11 protein-coding genes are annotated in these 15,417 nt (G+C 64.0%); 4 read left to right on the top strand and 7 right to left on the bottom strand.

The window, feature by feature from the left end:
• From ACP5M5_RS09725 to ACP5M5_RS09705, 5 genes are all read right to left on the bottom strand, one after another.
• Positions 1–236, bottom strand: a 236-nt coding sequence (locus tag ACP5M5_RS09725; protein ID WP_427936940.1) for a hypothetical protein, incomplete at its 3' end; no start/stop codon positions are given.
• Between the two features lie 180 nt (positions 237–416).
• Positions 417–3,536: a multidrug efflux RND transporter permease subunit gene (locus ACP5M5_RS09720; RefSeq protein ID WP_427936939.1), complete on the bottom strand. Its 3,120-nt coding sequence runs from the start codon at positions 3,534–3,536 to the stop codon at positions 417–419.
• A gap of 4 nt (positions 3,537–3,540) precedes the next feature.
• Complete coding sequence (locus ACP5M5_RS09715; protein WP_427936938.1) at positions 3,541–4,716, bottom strand: efflux RND transporter periplasmic adaptor subunit; 1,176 nt, start codon at positions 4,714–4,716, stop codon at positions 3,541–3,543.
• A gap of 110 nt (positions 4,717–4,826) precedes the next feature.
• Positions 4,827–6,413 carry a phosphoglycerate dehydrogenase gene (gene serA, locus ACP5M5_RS09710; RefSeq protein WP_427936937.1) on the bottom strand — a complete coding sequence of 529 codons (1,587 nt, stop codon included), beginning with the start codon at positions 6,411–6,413 and terminating at the stop codon, positions 4,827–4,829.
• A gap of 5 nt (positions 6,414–6,418) precedes the next feature.
• Positions 6,419–7,603, bottom strand: a complete 1,185-nt coding sequence (locus tag ACP5M5_RS09705; RefSeq protein ID WP_427936936.1) for a phosphoserine transaminase — start codon at positions 7,601–7,603, stop codon at positions 6,419–6,421.
• A gap of 34 nt (positions 7,604–7,637) precedes the next feature.
• Here ACP5M5_RS09705 and ACP5M5_RS09700 point away from each other — a divergent pair, with 34 nt between their 5' ends.
• Together ACP5M5_RS09700 and ACP5M5_RS09695 are read left to right on the top strand one after the other, a co-directional pair.
• Positions 7,638–8,012 (top strand): hypothetical protein, encoded by a 375-nt coding sequence (locus ACP5M5_RS09700; RefSeq protein ID WP_427936935.1) that lies wholly within the window; start codon positions 7,638–7,640, stop codon positions 8,010–8,012.
• 57 nt (positions 8,013–8,069) lie between these two features.
• A complete protein-coding gene (locus tag ACP5M5_RS09695; RefSeq protein WP_427936934.1) occupies positions 8,070–10,511 on the top strand; it encodes a DNA translocase FtsK 4TM domain-containing protein in 2,442 nt (813 codons plus the stop codon).
• 5 nt (positions 10,512–10,516) lie between these two features.
• Here ACP5M5_RS09695 and ACP5M5_RS09690 read toward each other — a convergent pair whose 3' ends face one another.
• Complete coding sequence (locus ACP5M5_RS09690; RefSeq protein ID WP_427936932.1) at positions 10,517–11,065, bottom strand: HNH endonuclease; 549 nt, start codon at positions 11,063–11,065, stop codon at positions 10,517–10,519.
• Between the two features lie 262 nt (positions 11,066–11,327).
• Between ACP5M5_RS09690 and gluQRS the strand changes: the two genes are divergently transcribed.
• Entirely contained in the window at positions 11,328–12,140 is an 813-nt protein-coding gene (gene gluQRS, locus ACP5M5_RS09685) for a tRNA glutamyl-Q(34) synthetase GluQRS (protein ID WP_427936931.1), read from the top strand.
• 11 nt (positions 12,141–12,151) lie between these two features.
• On the opposite strand, the gene ACP5M5_RS09680 is transcribed toward gluQRS, so the two are convergent.
• Positions 12,152–13,450 (bottom strand): TRAP transporter large permease, encoded by a 1,299-nt coding sequence (locus ACP5M5_RS09680; protein ID WP_427936929.1) that lies wholly within the window; start codon positions 13,448–13,450, stop codon positions 12,152–12,154.
• 394 nt (positions 13,451–13,844) lie between these two features.
• Between ACP5M5_RS09680 and ACP5M5_RS09675 the strand changes: the two genes are divergently transcribed.
• Entirely contained in the window at positions 13,845–15,308 is a 1,464-nt protein-coding gene (locus ACP5M5_RS09675; protein WP_427936928.1) for a mannose-1-phosphate guanylyltransferase/mannose-6-phosphate isomerase, read from the top strand.
• Positions 15,309–15,417 lie beyond the last annotated feature (109 nt).

The following is a 15,417-nucleotide window of genomic DNA, read 5'->3' as shown; positions in this document are numbered from 1 at the left end:
CCGGCATACCCTCCCGGCGAGGAGGTCACCGCGAGCATTTCGCCAATATTGCTAGAGCAACTGCTCCCCTTGAAGGAACACGAGATCCCCGAAACCGTCGCATCGCCGATCTGAAGCGAGTCGGTGCCATCGCTCAAATTGATGCTGCCGGTCAGCGTGGAGGCCTGCGCGCCCGCCGCCAACGCCAAATAGCCCGCGACACTCGCGATCATCATTCTGGAAGCCATGCGATGCATGTGTAGTTTTCCCGTTGGTTTGCGTGGTGGCGTTGTCGTGATTGCCTGGCAGCGATCGCGATAACATTGACAAATAATTAACGTCAGCACTTTGCCGTACACGCAAGCGCGACTTCAAGCGTTAATTAAGCAAATGTCAATTTTTGAGATGAACCGCCGCCGCCTGAGCCGGCGGGGCGTTCAATCCGCCGCGGAGCCGAGCTTTTCCGCCAGACGCGAGGGTTTGCGCTGCCGCGCCGGGGCGAGCCAGTGCTGTAGGCGATCGAGATAGAGATAGACCACCGGCGTGGTATACAGGGTCAGAATCTGGCTCAAGAGCAGCCCGCCGACCATGGTGACACCCAGTGGGCGGCGGAGTTCGGCGCCGGCGCCACCTTCGAGCATCAGCGGCAAGCCGCCGAGCAAGGCCGCCATCGTCGTCATCAGAATCGGACGAAAGCGCAGGAGACAGGCCTGCCTGATCGCCTCTACCGGCGCGAGCCCCCCCTCGCGCTCGGCATGGATCGCGAAATCGACCATCATGATGCCGTTCTTCTTGACGATGCCGATCAGCAGAATGATCCCGATGATGGCGATCACCGAAAGATCGTTATGCGTCAACATCAGTGCGACCAGCGCGCCAACCCCCGCCGAGGGGAGTGTCGAGAGAATGGTCAACGGCAGGATATAGCTCTCATAGAGCACGCCGAGGATGATATAGACGGCGATCAGCGCAGCGGCGACCAGATAAGGCTGACTCGAGAGCGAGGCTTGGAATGCCTGCGCGGTGCCCTGAAAACTGCCTTGCACGGTCGCCGGCACGCCGAGTTCGGCCTCGGCAGCGGCGATCGCCTTGACGGCATCACCCAGCGCCGCCCCGGGGGCGAGGTTGAAGGAGATCGTCACCGAGGGGAACAGACTCTGGTGGCTCACCGAAAGCGGCGCGATCTTCGCGGTGTCATAATGCACGAAGGTCGAAAGCGGCACCACCTGGCCATTGCTGCCCTTGGCGTAGAGGAGATCGAGCGTGTCCGGCCTGCCCTCGAGCTGCGGCGGCACTTCAAGCACGACATAGTAGTAATTGAGCTGGGTGAAATACTGTGTCACCTCCCGCTGGCCGAAGGCGTCATAGAGAATGTCATCGATCTGTTGCGGCTCAACGCCGTACATCGCCGCCTTATCGCGGTCGATGACCAGGGTTGCGGTCGTGCCCGCCATCTGCTGATCGGTCGCGACATCGCGCAACTGTGGAATTTTTTTCAGACGAGCGAGAACCTGCGGCGCCCATCGGTAAAGCTCGCCAAGATCGGGATCCTGGAGCGTGTATTCATACATGGTGCGCGACAGTCGCCCGCCCACCCGGATATCCTGCGCCGCTTGTAGATAAAGCCGCACGCCTGGCACGGCGGCAAGCTTGGGGCGTAATTCCTCAATCACCTGTTGTGCGTTGAGTTTGCGCTCGCCCCACGGCTTAAGCATGATATAGGTGCGACTGGTACTCACCGTCTGACCACCGGCGCCGCCGCCAACGAAGGCCGCGAACGCCGCGATATTGGGGTCGCCAAGCACCACCTGATTGATCGCTTCCTGCCGGCGATACATCTCATCGAAGGACACATCCTGCGCCCCATCCGCCATGCCGATAATCAGGCCAGTATCCTGCTGCGGGAAAAATCCTTTTGGAATAATGATGTAAAGATAGCCGGTGATGGCGACGGTGACTAGGAAAGTGAGCAGCGTGAAAAACCGGAAACGAAGTGCCACCGCAAGCGTACGTTCGTAAAACGCCACCATCGCCTCGAACACGCGTTCCATCGCATTGTAAAACACGCCATGACGCGTTTCATGGCGGAGAAAACGCGAACACATCATCGGCGTCAGGGTGAGGGATACCACACCCGAAACCAACACCGCCAAGGACAAGGTGACGGCAAATTCGCGAAATAAACGGCCAATAATACCGCCCATGAACAAAAGCGGGATGAAGACGGCAACCAACGAGAGGCTGATCGAAACAATGGTAAACCCAATCTCCCCGGCGCCGACCAGAGCTGCCTCCATCGGGCGCATGCCGTCTTCGATGTGGCGGAACACATTTTCCAGCATCACAATGGCGTCATCGACGACGAAGCCAACCGCGATGGTGAGCGCCATCAGCGAGAGATTATCGAGGCTATAGCCGAGCACGTACATCGCGCCGAACGTGCAGATGATCGCAAGCGGGATAGCAACACTTGGGATGATCGTCGCCCAGAGCGTGCGGAGAAACAAAAATACTACCATCACCACCAAGGCGACGGAGAGCATCAAGGTAAATTCGACGTCTTCGACGGAGGCGCGGATGGTCTGGGTACGATCGACGAGGGTATAGAGATGGATCGAGGGTGGAAATGCCCGTTCCAAAACCGGCAGCTTGGCTTTGACGCGTTCGACGGTGTCGATGACATTGGCGCCGGGCTGCTTGAAAATCACCAAAAGGATGCCGCGCTTGCCGTTCTGCCACGCCGCCAGTTCCCGGTTCTGCGCGCCGTCGATCGCCGAGCCGATATCGCGCACCCTGACCGGCGCGCCGTTGCGATAGGTGACGATGACCTTCTGATATTCTGCCGCTTTGGTGAGCTGGTCATTATCGTAGAGGGTGAAGGAGCGTTTCGGCCCGTCGATGCTGCCCTTCGGGTTATCGACGGTGGTCTCGGTCAGCGCCGAACGCACGTCCTCAAGCGTCATGCCCATCGCCGCGAGCTTGGCGGGATCGATCTGCACTCGCACCGCCGGTTTCTGCTGCCCCGCGACCAGCACCTGCGCGACACCGGAAATCTGTGAGAGCTGCTGCGAGACCACGTTCTCGGCATAGTCATCGACCACCGTGATCGGCAGCGTATCGGATTGCATCGCCATGATTAGAATCGGCGAATCGGAAGGATTAACTTTATTGTATGTGGGGGGGCTTGGCAGATTCTTCGGCAATTGCCCGCCAGCCGCATTGATCGCCGCCTGCACATCGCCGGCGGCGCCGTCGATGTTGCGGTTGAGATCGAATTGCAAAATGATTTGAGTGTAGCCGAGTACGCTGATCGAAGTCATCTGGCTGATGCCAGGAACATTGGCGAATTGCTGCTCAAGCGGCGTTGCAACTGTCGCTGCCATGGTCTCGGGGCTGGCGCCGGGGAATTGCGCGGTGACGGCGATGGTCGGAAAATCGATATTGGGAAGGGGCGCCACCGGCAAGAACGGATAGGCGGCGATGCCGACCAAAAGCAGCGCCGCCATCAGGAGCGAAGTGCCGATCGGGCGGCGGATGAAGGGGGTCGAAATGCTCATCCCATCAACCGCCTTCGCGCCCGGCCGCACCCTCGGCGCTCGCCGCGTGCACCGCAACCGGCATGCCCTCAGCCAGCCGCGACTGCCCGTTCACCACCACCGTCTCCCCCGCACTCAACCCCTTTGTGATCACCGCGACGCCGTCCCGCTCCAGCGCCTCGGCGACCTTGCGCACCGTCGCCGTCTGATTGGGCTTGACGACGAAGACGAATAAGCCATCGGCACCGCGCTCGACGGCGACCTCCGGCACAGTGACAACATTTTTCAGAACACCGATCTCGACGCGCGCGGTAATGTATTGGCCGGGCCAGAGATGATTATCGGCATTGGCAAACTGGGCCTTGAGCTTGATCGTCCCGGTGGTGGTGTCGATCTGGTTGTCCGGGGTGAGCAGCACGCCCGATGACAGCAAGTGATGGCCATCCGAGCTATAGGCCCGCACCGGCACTGGCCCGCGCGCCAGCGCATCCATCACCCGCGGCAGATTAGTCTCCGGCAAGGTGAAAACGGCGGTAATCGGCTGGACCTGCGTCACGCTGATCAGCCCGCCGGACTGGTTCGCGGTGATCAGATTGCCCGGATCGATCATCCGCAAGCCGACACGGCCATCGACCGGCGATGTGATGTGAGCAAAGGAAAGATTGAGCGCCGCCTGCTCGATCGCCGCCTCGTCAGCCTGGATAGAGGCGCGCAGCGCGCCGACCGTCCCCTGCTGGTCATCGACATTCTGCCAGGACTGGAATTCGTGCTTGGCGAGCACTTTGTAGCGCTCGAAATCACGTTCGGCGGCAACGAGATTGGCCTCGTCGCGGGCTTTTGCCGCGCGCGCCTGATCGAGCGCCGCCTGAAACGGCCGTGGATCGATCACCGCCAGGAGATCGCCCTTTTTGACCATCTGGCCCTCGGCGACGTTGACGCTCTGCAGATAACCCGTCACCTGGGCCCGGACGGTAACCGCATAAAGCGCCTGGACATTGCCGATGCCGACCAGCTCCTCCGGCACGTCTGCCACCGCGGCTTGCGCCGTCACCACCGGCACCGCGAAAGGAGCGGGCGGCGGCGCCGCACGCGCGGCCGGCTCGCGCGCCATCATGCCGATGCCAAAGGCGAAAGCGGCGATCGACCCCGCGGCAAGGGCGGCGGCATGCCAGCGGCGAAAGCGGGGGTGGCGTACGGTCATGCGGCGGACCCCAGAGCGCAAAAGAAACAACAGCGTGCCATATCATATCTCGGCCCGCAAAATCCGACCGCCGCCAGCGATAACATCCCCGCGATCGGGGGTGGCGACGCTCAGAATTCGAGCGTCGCCGCCTGGCGCACCAGCGGCAGCCGGCGCACCGCGTCCAGAACCGGCTCCGGAACATCCTCATCAACCGAAACCAGGCAGATCGCATCGCCGCCGGCGCGGGCGCGGCCGAGATGGAAAGTCGCGATATTGATCCCGGCCTCGGCAAGCAAGGCGCCGAAGCGGCCGATGAAGCCGGGCCGGTCCTCGTTCGTGACATAAAGCATGTGCGGCGAGAAATCCGCCTCGACCTGGATGCCCTTGATTTCGACGAGCCGCGGCTTGGCGCCGGCGAACAGGGTGCCGGCGACGCTCCGCTCATGCTCATCGGTCTCGACCGTGACCCGCACCAAGGTCTGATATTCGCTCGGCCGATCGAGCACCGTCTCGGCGATATCGAGGCCGCGCTCGCGCGCCAGCACCGGCGCGTTCACCATGTTGACGCCAGCAAACATCGGCGAGAGCAGCCCCGCCAGCGCCGCCGCGGTCAGCGGCTTATGATTGAGCGCTGCCGCCTGCCCCTCATACTCGATGGTGATACGGCGCAAGACCCCTTCGCGCGCCTGCGTGAGCTGGCCGGCGAAAGCGCCGAGTTGGCGGCAAAGTTCCATATAGGGCTTGAGCCGCGGTGCATCCTCGGCCGAGACCGAGGGCATGTTGATCGCGTTGGTAACAGCCCCGGTAAGCAGGAAATCGCTCATCTGTTCTGCAACCTGCAGCGCGACATTCTCCTGCGCCTCCGTGGTCGCGGCGCCAAGATGCGGCGTGCAGACGACGTTCTCGAGAGCGAAAAGTGGATTTTCCGTCGCCGGCTCGACCGCAAACACGTCAAGCGCGGCGCCGGCGACATGGCCTGCGCGGAGCGCGTCATAAAGCGCCGCCTCGTCGATCAGGCCGCCGCGCGCGCAATTGATGATGCGCACGCCACGCTTGGTTTTGGCGAGAGCGGTGCGCGAGAGAATGTCGCGCGTCTCCTCGGTAAGCGGGGTGTGCAGCGTGATGATATCGGCGCGCGCGAGCAGATCGGCGAGCACAACCTTCTCGACCCCGAGCGCGAGCGCCCGCTCCTCGCTCAAGAAGGGATCATAGGCGATCACCTTCATCTTGAGGCCGATCGCGCGGTCGGCGACGATCGAGCCGATATTGCCGCAGCCGATCAGCCCGAGGGTTTTGGCGAACAGCTCGACGCCCATGAAGCGGTTCTTTTCCCACTTTCCCGCCTTGGTCGATTGCGTCGCCTCGGGGATCTGGCGGGCGAGCGCGAACATCAGCGCGATTGCGTGCTCGGCGGTGGTGATCGCGTTGCCATTGGGGGTGTTCATCACCACGACGCCGCGCGCCGTCGCCGCCTTGACATCAACATTGTCAACGCCAATCCCGGCGCGGCCAACCACTTTCAGATTGGTCGCGGCCTCGAGCAACTCCTTGGTGACCTTGGTCGCCGAGCGGATCGCAAGCCCGTCATAGGGCGCGATGATGGCGCGCAATTCGCTAGGCGTAAGCCCTGGGCGGAGATCGACCTCGAAACCACGGGCGCGGAAAATATCGACGGCGGCGGGCGAAAGCTTATCGCTGATCAGGATTTTCGGCATCTCGGTCACTCCGCGGCGGCGTTGGCGTATTGGGCGCTGATCGCGGCCTCGGCCCAGTCGAGCCAAGGCAGAAGCGCCGCGATGTCACTCGGTTCCACCGTCGCCCCGGCCCAGATGCGCAACCCCGGCGGTGCGTCGCGATAGCTTGCGATATCAAAAGCAACCCCTTCGACTTCGAGGAGGGTGGCGATTTTCTTCGCTGCCTCGGCCTGTGCCGCCGGCGCAAGCGCCCGGAACCACGGCGCCTTGATTGCGAGACAAATCGAGGTGCATGAGCGGGTGCGCGCATCGCGGGCGAGGAATTCCGCCCAATGGCTACCCTCGACCCAGGCGGCGACAGTGGCAAGACTGGCCTCGGCGCGGGCGATCAAGGCGGGCAGACCGCCGATCCGCTCGGCCCAACGCAACCCATCGAGCGCATCCTCGACCCCGAGCATGCTCGGGGTATTGATGGTCTCACCCTGAAACACCCCCTCGATCAGTTTTCCGCCTTTGGTGAGGCGGAAAATCTTCGGCAGCGGCCAGGGCGGCTGATAGGTCTCGAGCCGCGCGACCGCACGCGGCGAGAGCGCCAGCATGCCATGCGCGCCTTCGCCGCCGAGCACTTTCTGCCATGACCAGGTGACGACATCGAGCTTGTCCCAAGCGAGCCGCATCGCGAACGCCGCCGAGGTCGCGTCACAAATCGCGAGCCCTTCACGATCGGCGGCGATCCAATCGGCATCGGGAACGCGAACCCCCGAAGTGGTGCCGTTCCAGGTGAACACCACGTCATGGGTGGGATCAACTGCGGCGAGATCGGGCAGCTCGCCATAAGGGGCGGCCAGCACGCGGGCGTCACGAAGCTTGAGCTGCTTGACGATATCATTGGCCCAGCCTTCGGAAAAACTCTCGAAAGCAAGAACGTCGACCGGGCGGGCACCCAGCAGCGACCAGAGCGCGAGTTCCACGGCGCCGGTATCGGACGCAGGAACGATGCCGAGCCGCCAATCTTCCGGCATGCCGAGCAGCGCCCGCGAACGGGTGATGACCTCAGCCAGACGGGCCTTCGGCAATTTCGCGCGGTGGCTCCGCCCAAGCATCGCCCCTTCCAAGGCGGCGATCGAATAGCCCGGGCGCTTGGCGCAGGGGCCGGAGGAAAAATGCGGGTTGGCCGGGCGCAATGCCGGCTTGGAGGCGTGCTGTGCCATCTCTGGCTCTCCCTTGCAGAAGAGAAGCGCCCCGGTGGGGGGGCGTGACCCGGGAACGGTTTTAGTTGCGGCGCAGCAAACGAGCAAGGGGAAAAAATCGCCTGCCGGGGTTACCGCATCTGAAGCCTCAATCAATAAATTTTACAAAAATCTTCTTTTTCTGAAGAAAAAGAAGCAAAAAGACTTTTGTCCTGGTTCCTCGGAGCGACAGCGCCGTAGGCACTGCCGCAATAGAAAAAAGTTTTTGCTTATTTTTTTAAAAAAGAAACATTCTTCTTTATTGACTCGCGAAGGCGGCTTGAAACACGCCCGGGGCGGCGGCCAGCACGGCCAGCAGTGCGGGATCGAACTGGCCGGAATGGAGCCCCTCCCCCGCCGCGGAAGCCGCGTGTGCCTTTGGGGAAGGTGATTTTCCTCCAATCGGTTCTGGTGTAGTATTGCCTGATGATCTCAAGGATTCCTGGTCATGGCCACCACCGCCTCGCCGCGTGAACTCCTCGGGCGCGACGCCCGCAAGCCCGACCGATCGGGGCGGGCGCGCGCGGGCGAGCGTCTCACGACGCCGCGGCTGCAAGGGCTGATCGGCCGGCGGCTCGGCGAACTCAGCGGCCTGGCCCTCGCGCTCGCCGGTGTCACGCTGCTGGTCGCGCTCGCCTCCTATGCCCCGGACGACCCTTCGCTCGACACCGCGGCGCGGGTTGCTGTGCATAATCTCGCGGGGCCCTTCGGGGCGATCCTTGCCGATCTATTGCTGCAATTCCTCGGCCTCGCCGGGGCGCTGCCGGCGCTGGCCCTGCTCGCCTGGGCCTGGCGGCTGGCGGCGCATCGCGGTCTCGCGGTGGCGCCGCTACGGCTCGCGGCCTTGATCGTGGCGTTGCCGGTGCTGGCCGGGCTTCTCGCCGCCATCCCGCTGCCGGCTGCCTGGCCGAGCCCGGCCGGGCTCGGCGGCGCCATCGGCGGTATCGTCGCCGCGACCGCGCTCGCTGCCGGTCGCGGCCTGCTCGGCACACTCGGCGCGGTCATCGTCGTCGCGCTCGGAAGTGCTCTTGCGGCAAGCCTCGTTTTGCTCGGCTTCGGCCTCTCTTTCGAGGAATGGCGGGCAGCCGGTGGTGGCGTGGTTCGACTTGCCGGCGGCGGCGTCCGCCATGGGCGCAGCGGGGCTGGTTGGGTCGCTCGCGTGTGGCGGCAGGCCAAGGCGCGGCTTGCGCCGATTCTTGGGCGCGACCTGCTCACCCCGCCGCCGGAAAGTTTCGCCGGCGCCGCCCAAGCGGCGGCGCCGCCCACCGTCTCCGCGCCGCCCCTCGCTGAGCAAACGCAGCCGCGCGCCCGCGTCATTGCGCCGCCGCGCCGACCTGCGCCAGCGCCGCGGCAAGAAACCCTGCCGCTCCCTCAATCCGGCTGGCAATTCCCCTCGCTCAGCCTCCTCAAGCCGGCGCCGGCGCGCGCCGCCGTTGGCCCCGGCGCCGATGCGCTCGAAGCCAATGCTCGGCTTTTAGAAAGCGTGCTCGCCGATTACGGCGTCCAAGGCACGATTCGCGACATCCGGCCAGGGCCGGTGGTGACACTCTATGAGCTGGAACCGGCGCCCGGTATCCGCAGCGCCCGCGTGATCGGCCTTGCCGACGATATCGCACGCAGCCTCTCGGTGATCGCGGTGCGCATCGCGACCGTGCCCGGGCGCAATGTCATCGGCATCGAAGTGCCCAACGCCGTGCGCGAGACGGTTTATCTCAGCGAATTGCTGGCCAGCGACGCCTGGCACAAGCAGCCGGGGCGCCTTTCGCTTGCGCTCGGCAAGGATATCAGTGGCGCGCCGGTGATCGCCGATCTTGCGCGCATGCCGCATCTGCTGATCGCCGGCACCACCGGCTCGGGCAAATCGGTCGGCGTCAACGCGATGATCCTGAGCCTGCTCTATCGCCTCTCGCCCGATCAATGCCGGCTGATCATGATCGACCCCAAGATGCTCGAACTCTCGGTCTATCAGGGTATTCCACACCTGATGGCGCCGGTGGTGACGGAGCCGGCGAAGGCGGTGACGGCGCTGAAATGGACGGTGCGCGAGATGGAACGCCGCTATCGCGCCATGAGCCAGCTCGGGGTGCGCAATATCGGCGGCTATAACGAGCGGGTCGCGGAAGCGCGCGAGCGTGGCGAGGTGGTGACGCGGCGAGTGCAGACCGGGTTCGACGCCGAAACCGGCCGCGCCGTTTATGAGGATCAGCCGCTGGCGCTCGAGCCGCTGCCCTTCATCGTCGTCGTCATCGATGAGATGGCAGACCTCATGATGGTCGCCGGCAAGGAGATCGAAGCGGCGGTCCAGCGCCTTGCCCAGATGGCGCGCGCCGCCGGCATTCATGTCATCATGGCAACCCAGCGGCCCTCGGTCGATGTCATCACCGGCACCATCAAAGCCAATTTCCCGACCCGGATCAGCTTCCAGGTGATCAGCAAATTCGACAGCCGCACCATTCTCGGCGAACAGGGGGCCGAGCAGCTCCTCGGCCAGGGCGACATGCTCTACATGATGGGCGGCGGGCGCATCACCCGCACCCATGGCCCCTTCGTCACCGATCGCGAGGTCGAGGATGTCGTCGCCTTCCTCAGAAGCCAGGGCGAGCCGGCCTATCTCGAAGAAGTGACCGAAGCCGAGGAAGGGGATGCCGGCGGGAGCGGCGGCGGATTGGGCGGGCTCGGCAGCGGCGATGGCGAGATGAGCCTTTTCGACCAAGCGGTCGATCTCGTCGCGCGCGAGGGCAAGGCCTCGACCTCCTTCATCCAGCGCCATCTCCAGATCGGCTATAACCGCGCCGCCAAGCTGATCGAGCAGATGGAGAAAGAAGGCATCGTCAGCGCCGCCAACCATGTCGGCAAGCGCGAAGTGCTGGCGCGCCGGCCCGAGGAGTGAGCGCGTTACTCTTCCAGCTCGGAATCCCAGTAGAGAAAATCGACCCACGTATGATGCACCTGCTCGCGCGCGAGCGGGGCGGCGGCGTGGGCGAGTTCGCGCCGGCTCGGCCGGTAGGGGCGGCGGAGCAGATGCATCCCGGCCTCGCGCGGGGTGCGGTTGGCCTTGCCGAGATTGCAGCGCGAACAGGCGGTGACGACATTCTCCCACGTCGTCCGCCCGCCGCGCGAGCGCGGCACGACATGATCGAAGGTGAGTTCGCTCGAAGCAAATTCCTCGGCGCAGTATTGGCAGCGCCAGCGGTCACGGCAATAAATGTTGAAGCGGGTGAAGGCGGGGTAGCCGTCGAGATGGAGATAGCGTTTGAGGGCGACGACACTCGGCACCCGCATCGCGCGGCTCGGCGAGCGGATGATATCGTCATATTCGGCGACCAGATTGACCCGTTGCAAAACCAGGGCGCTGACGGCGTCTTTCCAGTGCCAGGAAGAAAGCGGAAACCGCGAGAGCGGGCGGAAATCGGCGTTCAGAACCAGCGTCTGGAGATCGTTCATCACCGCCCCGGTCGAAGCCCCAGGAACCTTCGTTTGAAGAGCGGCCGCCGCCCTTGCCACGCGAGGGCGTTCAGATTCGGCGAGAGATCCCATCCGTCTCGGGGCAAATGCCGCTCCTGCTCGGGTAGCGCGCAATCCCTGGGGGAACTTCCTCGTCCGGCCCGCCAGCACTTGTGCGCCGCGAAGTCTCGCCCCCCTTATCGCAGAGCCGGCGCGGCGCCGCAACCCCGCGGGCAGCGCCGTCATGGAACTATCATCGCACATGATCACGACCCGCTTCGCCCCCTCGCCCACCGGCCCGCTCCATCTCGGCCATGCTTACGCCGCGCTTTTTGCCGAACGCCAGGCGCGCGCGGCGGGCGGGCGATTTCTGCTCCGCATCGAGGATATCGACGAAACCCGCTGCCGGCCGGAATTCACACAGGCGATTCTCGATGACCTCGCTTGGCTCGGCCTCGTCTGGGACGAGCCTCCCCGCGTGCAATCGGCGCATTTCGACGCGTATCGCGCAGCGCTCGCGGCGCTCGCGGCGCGTGGGCTGCTTTATCCCTGTTTTTGCACCCGCGCCGACATCGCCGGCGCAAGCCGCGGCCAGACGCCGGACGGCGCGCCGCTCTATCCCGGCACCTGCCGCGCGCGCTCTGCCGAGCAACGGCAAGCACTTCTCGCCACCGGCACGCCGCACGCCTTGCGCCTCGACATGGCCGGAGCGCTCGCCGCCTGCCCCCCGCTCCACTATCACGAAGCCGGCCACGGCCGCGTCCTCTGCCATCCCGAACGCTTCGGCGACGTTGTGCTCGGGCGGAAAGAGTGCCCAGCGAGCTACCACCTCGCGGTAACCCATGATGACGCCATCCAGGGCGTGACTCTGGTGACACGCGGCGAGGATCTGCGCGCAGCGACCGATCTCCATCGCCTGTTACAGGCGCTGATGGGCTGGGACACGCCGGATTATGCCCACCACCGCCTGATCCGTGATGCTAGCGGCGTGCGACTCGCCAAATCTGCGGGCGCCGCGGGCTTGCGTACCCTCGGCCTCACACCAGCCGAAATCCGCGCGCGCCTCGGGTTCTGAGCCGCGCCCGGCTACATCTGATTGGGAAGCCAGGTGGAAATGGCGGGAAACACGATCAAGATGCAAAGCCGGACGATGTCGGTGATCACGAACGGGATGACGCCGGCGAAAATCGTCGCGATGCCGACCTCGCCGATCACGCTTTTGATCACGAACACGTTCATCCCGACAGGGGGATGAATAAGACCGAGTTCGACCGTCATGACGATGATGACGCCGAACCAGATCGGATCGAAGCCGAGCGCGGTGATCAGCGGAAACACGATCGGGATGGTGAGAATGACCATCGCCATCGCGTCCATCACGCAGCCGAGGCCGAGATACATTAGCATGATCAGCGCGAGAATGCCGTATCGCCCGATCCCGAGCCCGGCCAGCGCCGCCGTCAGATGCTGCGGGGTTTGGGTCACGGTCAGGAAATAGCCGAACAGCAGGGCTCCGATGAGGATGGTGAAGATCGCAGCACTGGTGCGCACCGCGCGCACGAGACACTGCATGAGCTGCGGCGCTGAAAGCCGGCGGCGGAAGATGGCGATGAGGAACGCCCCGCCGGCGCCCATGCTCGCCGCTTCTGTCGCGGTGAACATCCCACCATAGAGCCCGCCAACGACGAACAGGAACAAAAGACTTATCGCCCAGACCCCACGCAGCGCCGCCAGCCGTTCGGCCCAGCTGGCGCGCGGCGTGGTCGGCAAAAACCCGGGGCGAAGTGCGCCGATCAGGAAAATCGTCACCAGATACATCGCGATCGCGAGCAACCCTGGCAGGACGCCAGCGATATAAAGCTTGCCGACATCCTGCTGGGTGATCAGACTATAGACCGCAAGCACGATCGAGGGCGGCAGGATAGCGCCGAGCGTGCCACCCGCGGCGATAACACCGGCGGCAAAACTCTGCGGGTAATGAAAGCGCCGCATCTCAGGATAGGCGACGGCGGAAAACGTCGCTGCGGTCGCAACCGAGGAGCCAGAGATGGCGGCGAACCCGGCGCAGGCGGCAATCGTCGCCATGCCCAGCCCGCCCCGGCGATGGCCGAGAAAGCGATGCGCCGCCTTGAACAATTCGGTGCTCATGCCGGATTCGGAGGCAATCGCGCCCATCAGGAGAAATAAGGGGATGACCGCAAACCCGGCATCGGTCGCGGTCCGGATCGGCGATTGCGCAAGCAGCTTCAGCGCCGGCACAAACCCCGCGACGCATCCGAACCCGCCCACCCCGACCGCCCCCATCGCGATGCCAACCGGCACACGCAGCAGCATCAAGAGAAATAAAGCCACGAAACCAAGGATCGCGATCAGGCTCGGATCCATATCACCCGCTCCGAAATAAAAAATCAAATAAGACTCTTCTTTTTCTGAAGAAAAAGAAGCAAAAAGACTTCCCCCCGTTTTTCGGAGCAGCCATCTCCGCGGCGCGGGATCACAGATTGATTTGACGCGGTTTGCCGTGATCTATCGTTCCACTCCTACGACAAACCGCATCTCGCCGGCAGCCCCCGCCCACTCCGAGGAAATCGCCACTCAGAGAGAACAAAGAAGAGTCTTCTTGCTTCTTTTTCTTCAGAAAAAGAAGCCTTTTGTTTTCTATTTTTCGCCATGGTAAACAGACCCCTGAGAGACGAACGACGCCGCGGGAAGGCCGCGGCGATCGTGGGGTCGTGGTAGAGTCGTGGTACAATCGTGACGTGAGATAGGGGACCGTCCCATGGCCGCCGACTATGACGCTGCATCGAGCGCCGCCGCCATCGCCTTGGAACCGATCGTGCCCGTCATCCTTTCCGGCGGCTCGGGGACGCGGCTTTGGCCGGTTTCGCGTGAGAGCTATCCGAAGCAATATTGGCCGCTGATTTCCGCCCGCTCGCTGCTGCAAGACACGGCCCACCGCGCCACTGGCCCCGGTTTTGCGCCGCCGATCGTGGTTTGCAACCACGAGCATCGCTTCCTGATCGCCGAGCAATTGCGCAAGGAAGGTGGCGCGCCCGCGCGGATCCTGCTGGAGCCGGTCGGGCGCAACAGCGCCCCCGCGATCACCGCCGCTGCCCTGCTCGTGGCCGAGGAAAATCCAGACGCAGTGCTCTGGATGATGGCCGCTGATGCCGCGATCACCGACCTCGCGGCACTGCGGGCGGCGCTGGAACCCGCGATCGCGGCGGCGCGCGGCGGGCGGATCGTGACCTTCGGCATGAAGCCGACCGCGCCCGAGACCGGCTATGGCTATATCGAGGTCGGCGCGCCGCTCTCCGGGATCACTGGCGCCCATGATCTCGTCCGCTTCATCGAAAAGCCGGACGCCGAGACGGCGGCGCGGCTGGTCGCGTCGGGCCGGCATTTGTGGAATTCTGGCATGTTTATTTTCACCGCCGCGCGCCTGATCGCGGAGATGGCGGAACACGCCCCGGCGGTGCTGGCGGCGGTGCGCGCGGCGGTGGCCGGGCGGCGGGCGGATCTCGATTTCCTTCGTCTCGACGCCGAGGCCTTCGCGAGCGCGCCGGCGATCAGCCTCGATTATGCCGTGGCCGAACGCACCCGGTATGCGGCGGTGGTGCCGGCTGATCTCGGCTGGTCGGACGTCGGCAGTTGGAGCGCGCTGTGGGCACTGGGTGAGAAAGACGACTCCGGCAATGTCGCGGTCGGCGACGTGCTGCTCGAAGCGGCGCGCGATTGCTATGTGCGGAGCGACGGCATGCTGACTGCCGTGGTCGGCCTCGAAAACGCGGTGGTGGTGGTGACCGAGGATGCGGTGCTCGCGCTGCATCGCGATCACGCGCAGGATGTCAAAAAAGTCGTCGATCGGCTGCGCGCCGCCGGCAGAGCGGAAGCGGTCGCGCATAACCGCTGTTATCGTCCATGGGGATTTTACGAGAGCCTGATCCATGGCGACCGTTTTCAGGTCAAGCGCATCGTCGTCTCGCCAGGTCACAAACTGTCATTGCAAAAGCATTTTCACCGCGCCGAGCACTGGGTGGTGGTGAACGGCACCGCGCTGGTGACACGCGATGACGAGCAGATCCTGGTGCGTGAGAATGAGAGCATCTATCTGCCGCTCGGGACAAAGCACCGGCTGGAAAACCCTGGCCGCATCCCGCTCACTTTGATCGAGGTGCAATCCGGCGCCTATCTCGGCGAGGATGACATCGTCCGCTTCGACGACACCTACGGCCGCGCTTGAAAGGGTCAGTTGGCCGCTTTTTGAAAAAAGCGGCACCAAAAACTTTTGCCCGTTGGGGCCCTGCCATTCGGAGAAAACCGGACAAACGTCTTTTTGCTTCTTTTTCTTC

The sequence above is a fragment of the Acidibrevibacterium sp. genome, from assembly GCF_049965395.1.
Lineage (GTDB): Bacteria > Pseudomonadota > Alphaproteobacteria > Acetobacterales > Acetobacteraceae > Acidibrevibacterium > Acidibrevibacterium fodinaquatile.
The sequence above is the reverse complement of the archived record's forward strand: the minus strand, read 5'-3'. Positions and strand labels throughout refer to the sequence as shown.

What these genes read in the sequence shown, in the direction of transcription:
- serA (WP_427936937.1), bottom strand. Translation starts at nt 6,413, where the DNA reads ATGCCGAAAATCCTGATCAGCGATAAGCTTTCGCCCGCCGCCGTCGAT.
- ACP5M5_RS09715 (WP_427936938.1), bottom strand. Translation starts at nt 4,716, where the DNA reads ATGACCGTACGCCACCCCCGCTTTCGCCGCTGGCATGCCGCCGCCCTT.
- ACP5M5_RS09720 (WP_427936939.1), bottom strand. Translation starts at nt 3,536, where the DNA reads ATGAGCATTTCGACCCCCTTCATCCGCCGCCCGATCGGCACTTCGCTC.
- ACP5M5_RS09695 (WP_427936934.1), top strand. Translation starts at nt 8,070, where the DNA reads ATGGCCACCACCGCCTCGCCGCGTGAACTCCTCGGGCGCGACGCCCGC.
- gluQRS (WP_427936931.1), top strand. Translation starts at nt 11,328, where the DNA reads ATGATCACGACCCGCTTCGCCCCCTCGCCCACCGGCCCGCTCCATCTC.
- ACP5M5_RS09680 (WP_427936929.1), bottom strand. Translation starts at nt 13,450, where the DNA reads ATGGATCCGAGCCTGATCGCGATCCTTGGTTTCGTGGCTTTATTTCTC.
- ACP5M5_RS09705 (WP_427936936.1), bottom strand. Translation starts at nt 7,603, where the DNA reads ATGGCACAGCACGCCTCCAAGCCGGCATTGCGCCCGGCCAACCCGCAT.
- ACP5M5_RS09675 (WP_427936928.1), top strand. Translation starts at nt 13,845, where the DNA reads ATGGCCGCCGACTATGACGCTGCATCGAGCGCCGCCGCCATCGCCTTG.
- ACP5M5_RS09690 (WP_427936932.1), bottom strand. Translation starts at nt 11,065, where the DNA reads ATGAACGATCTCCAGACGCTGGTTCTGAACGCCGATTTCCGCCCGCTC.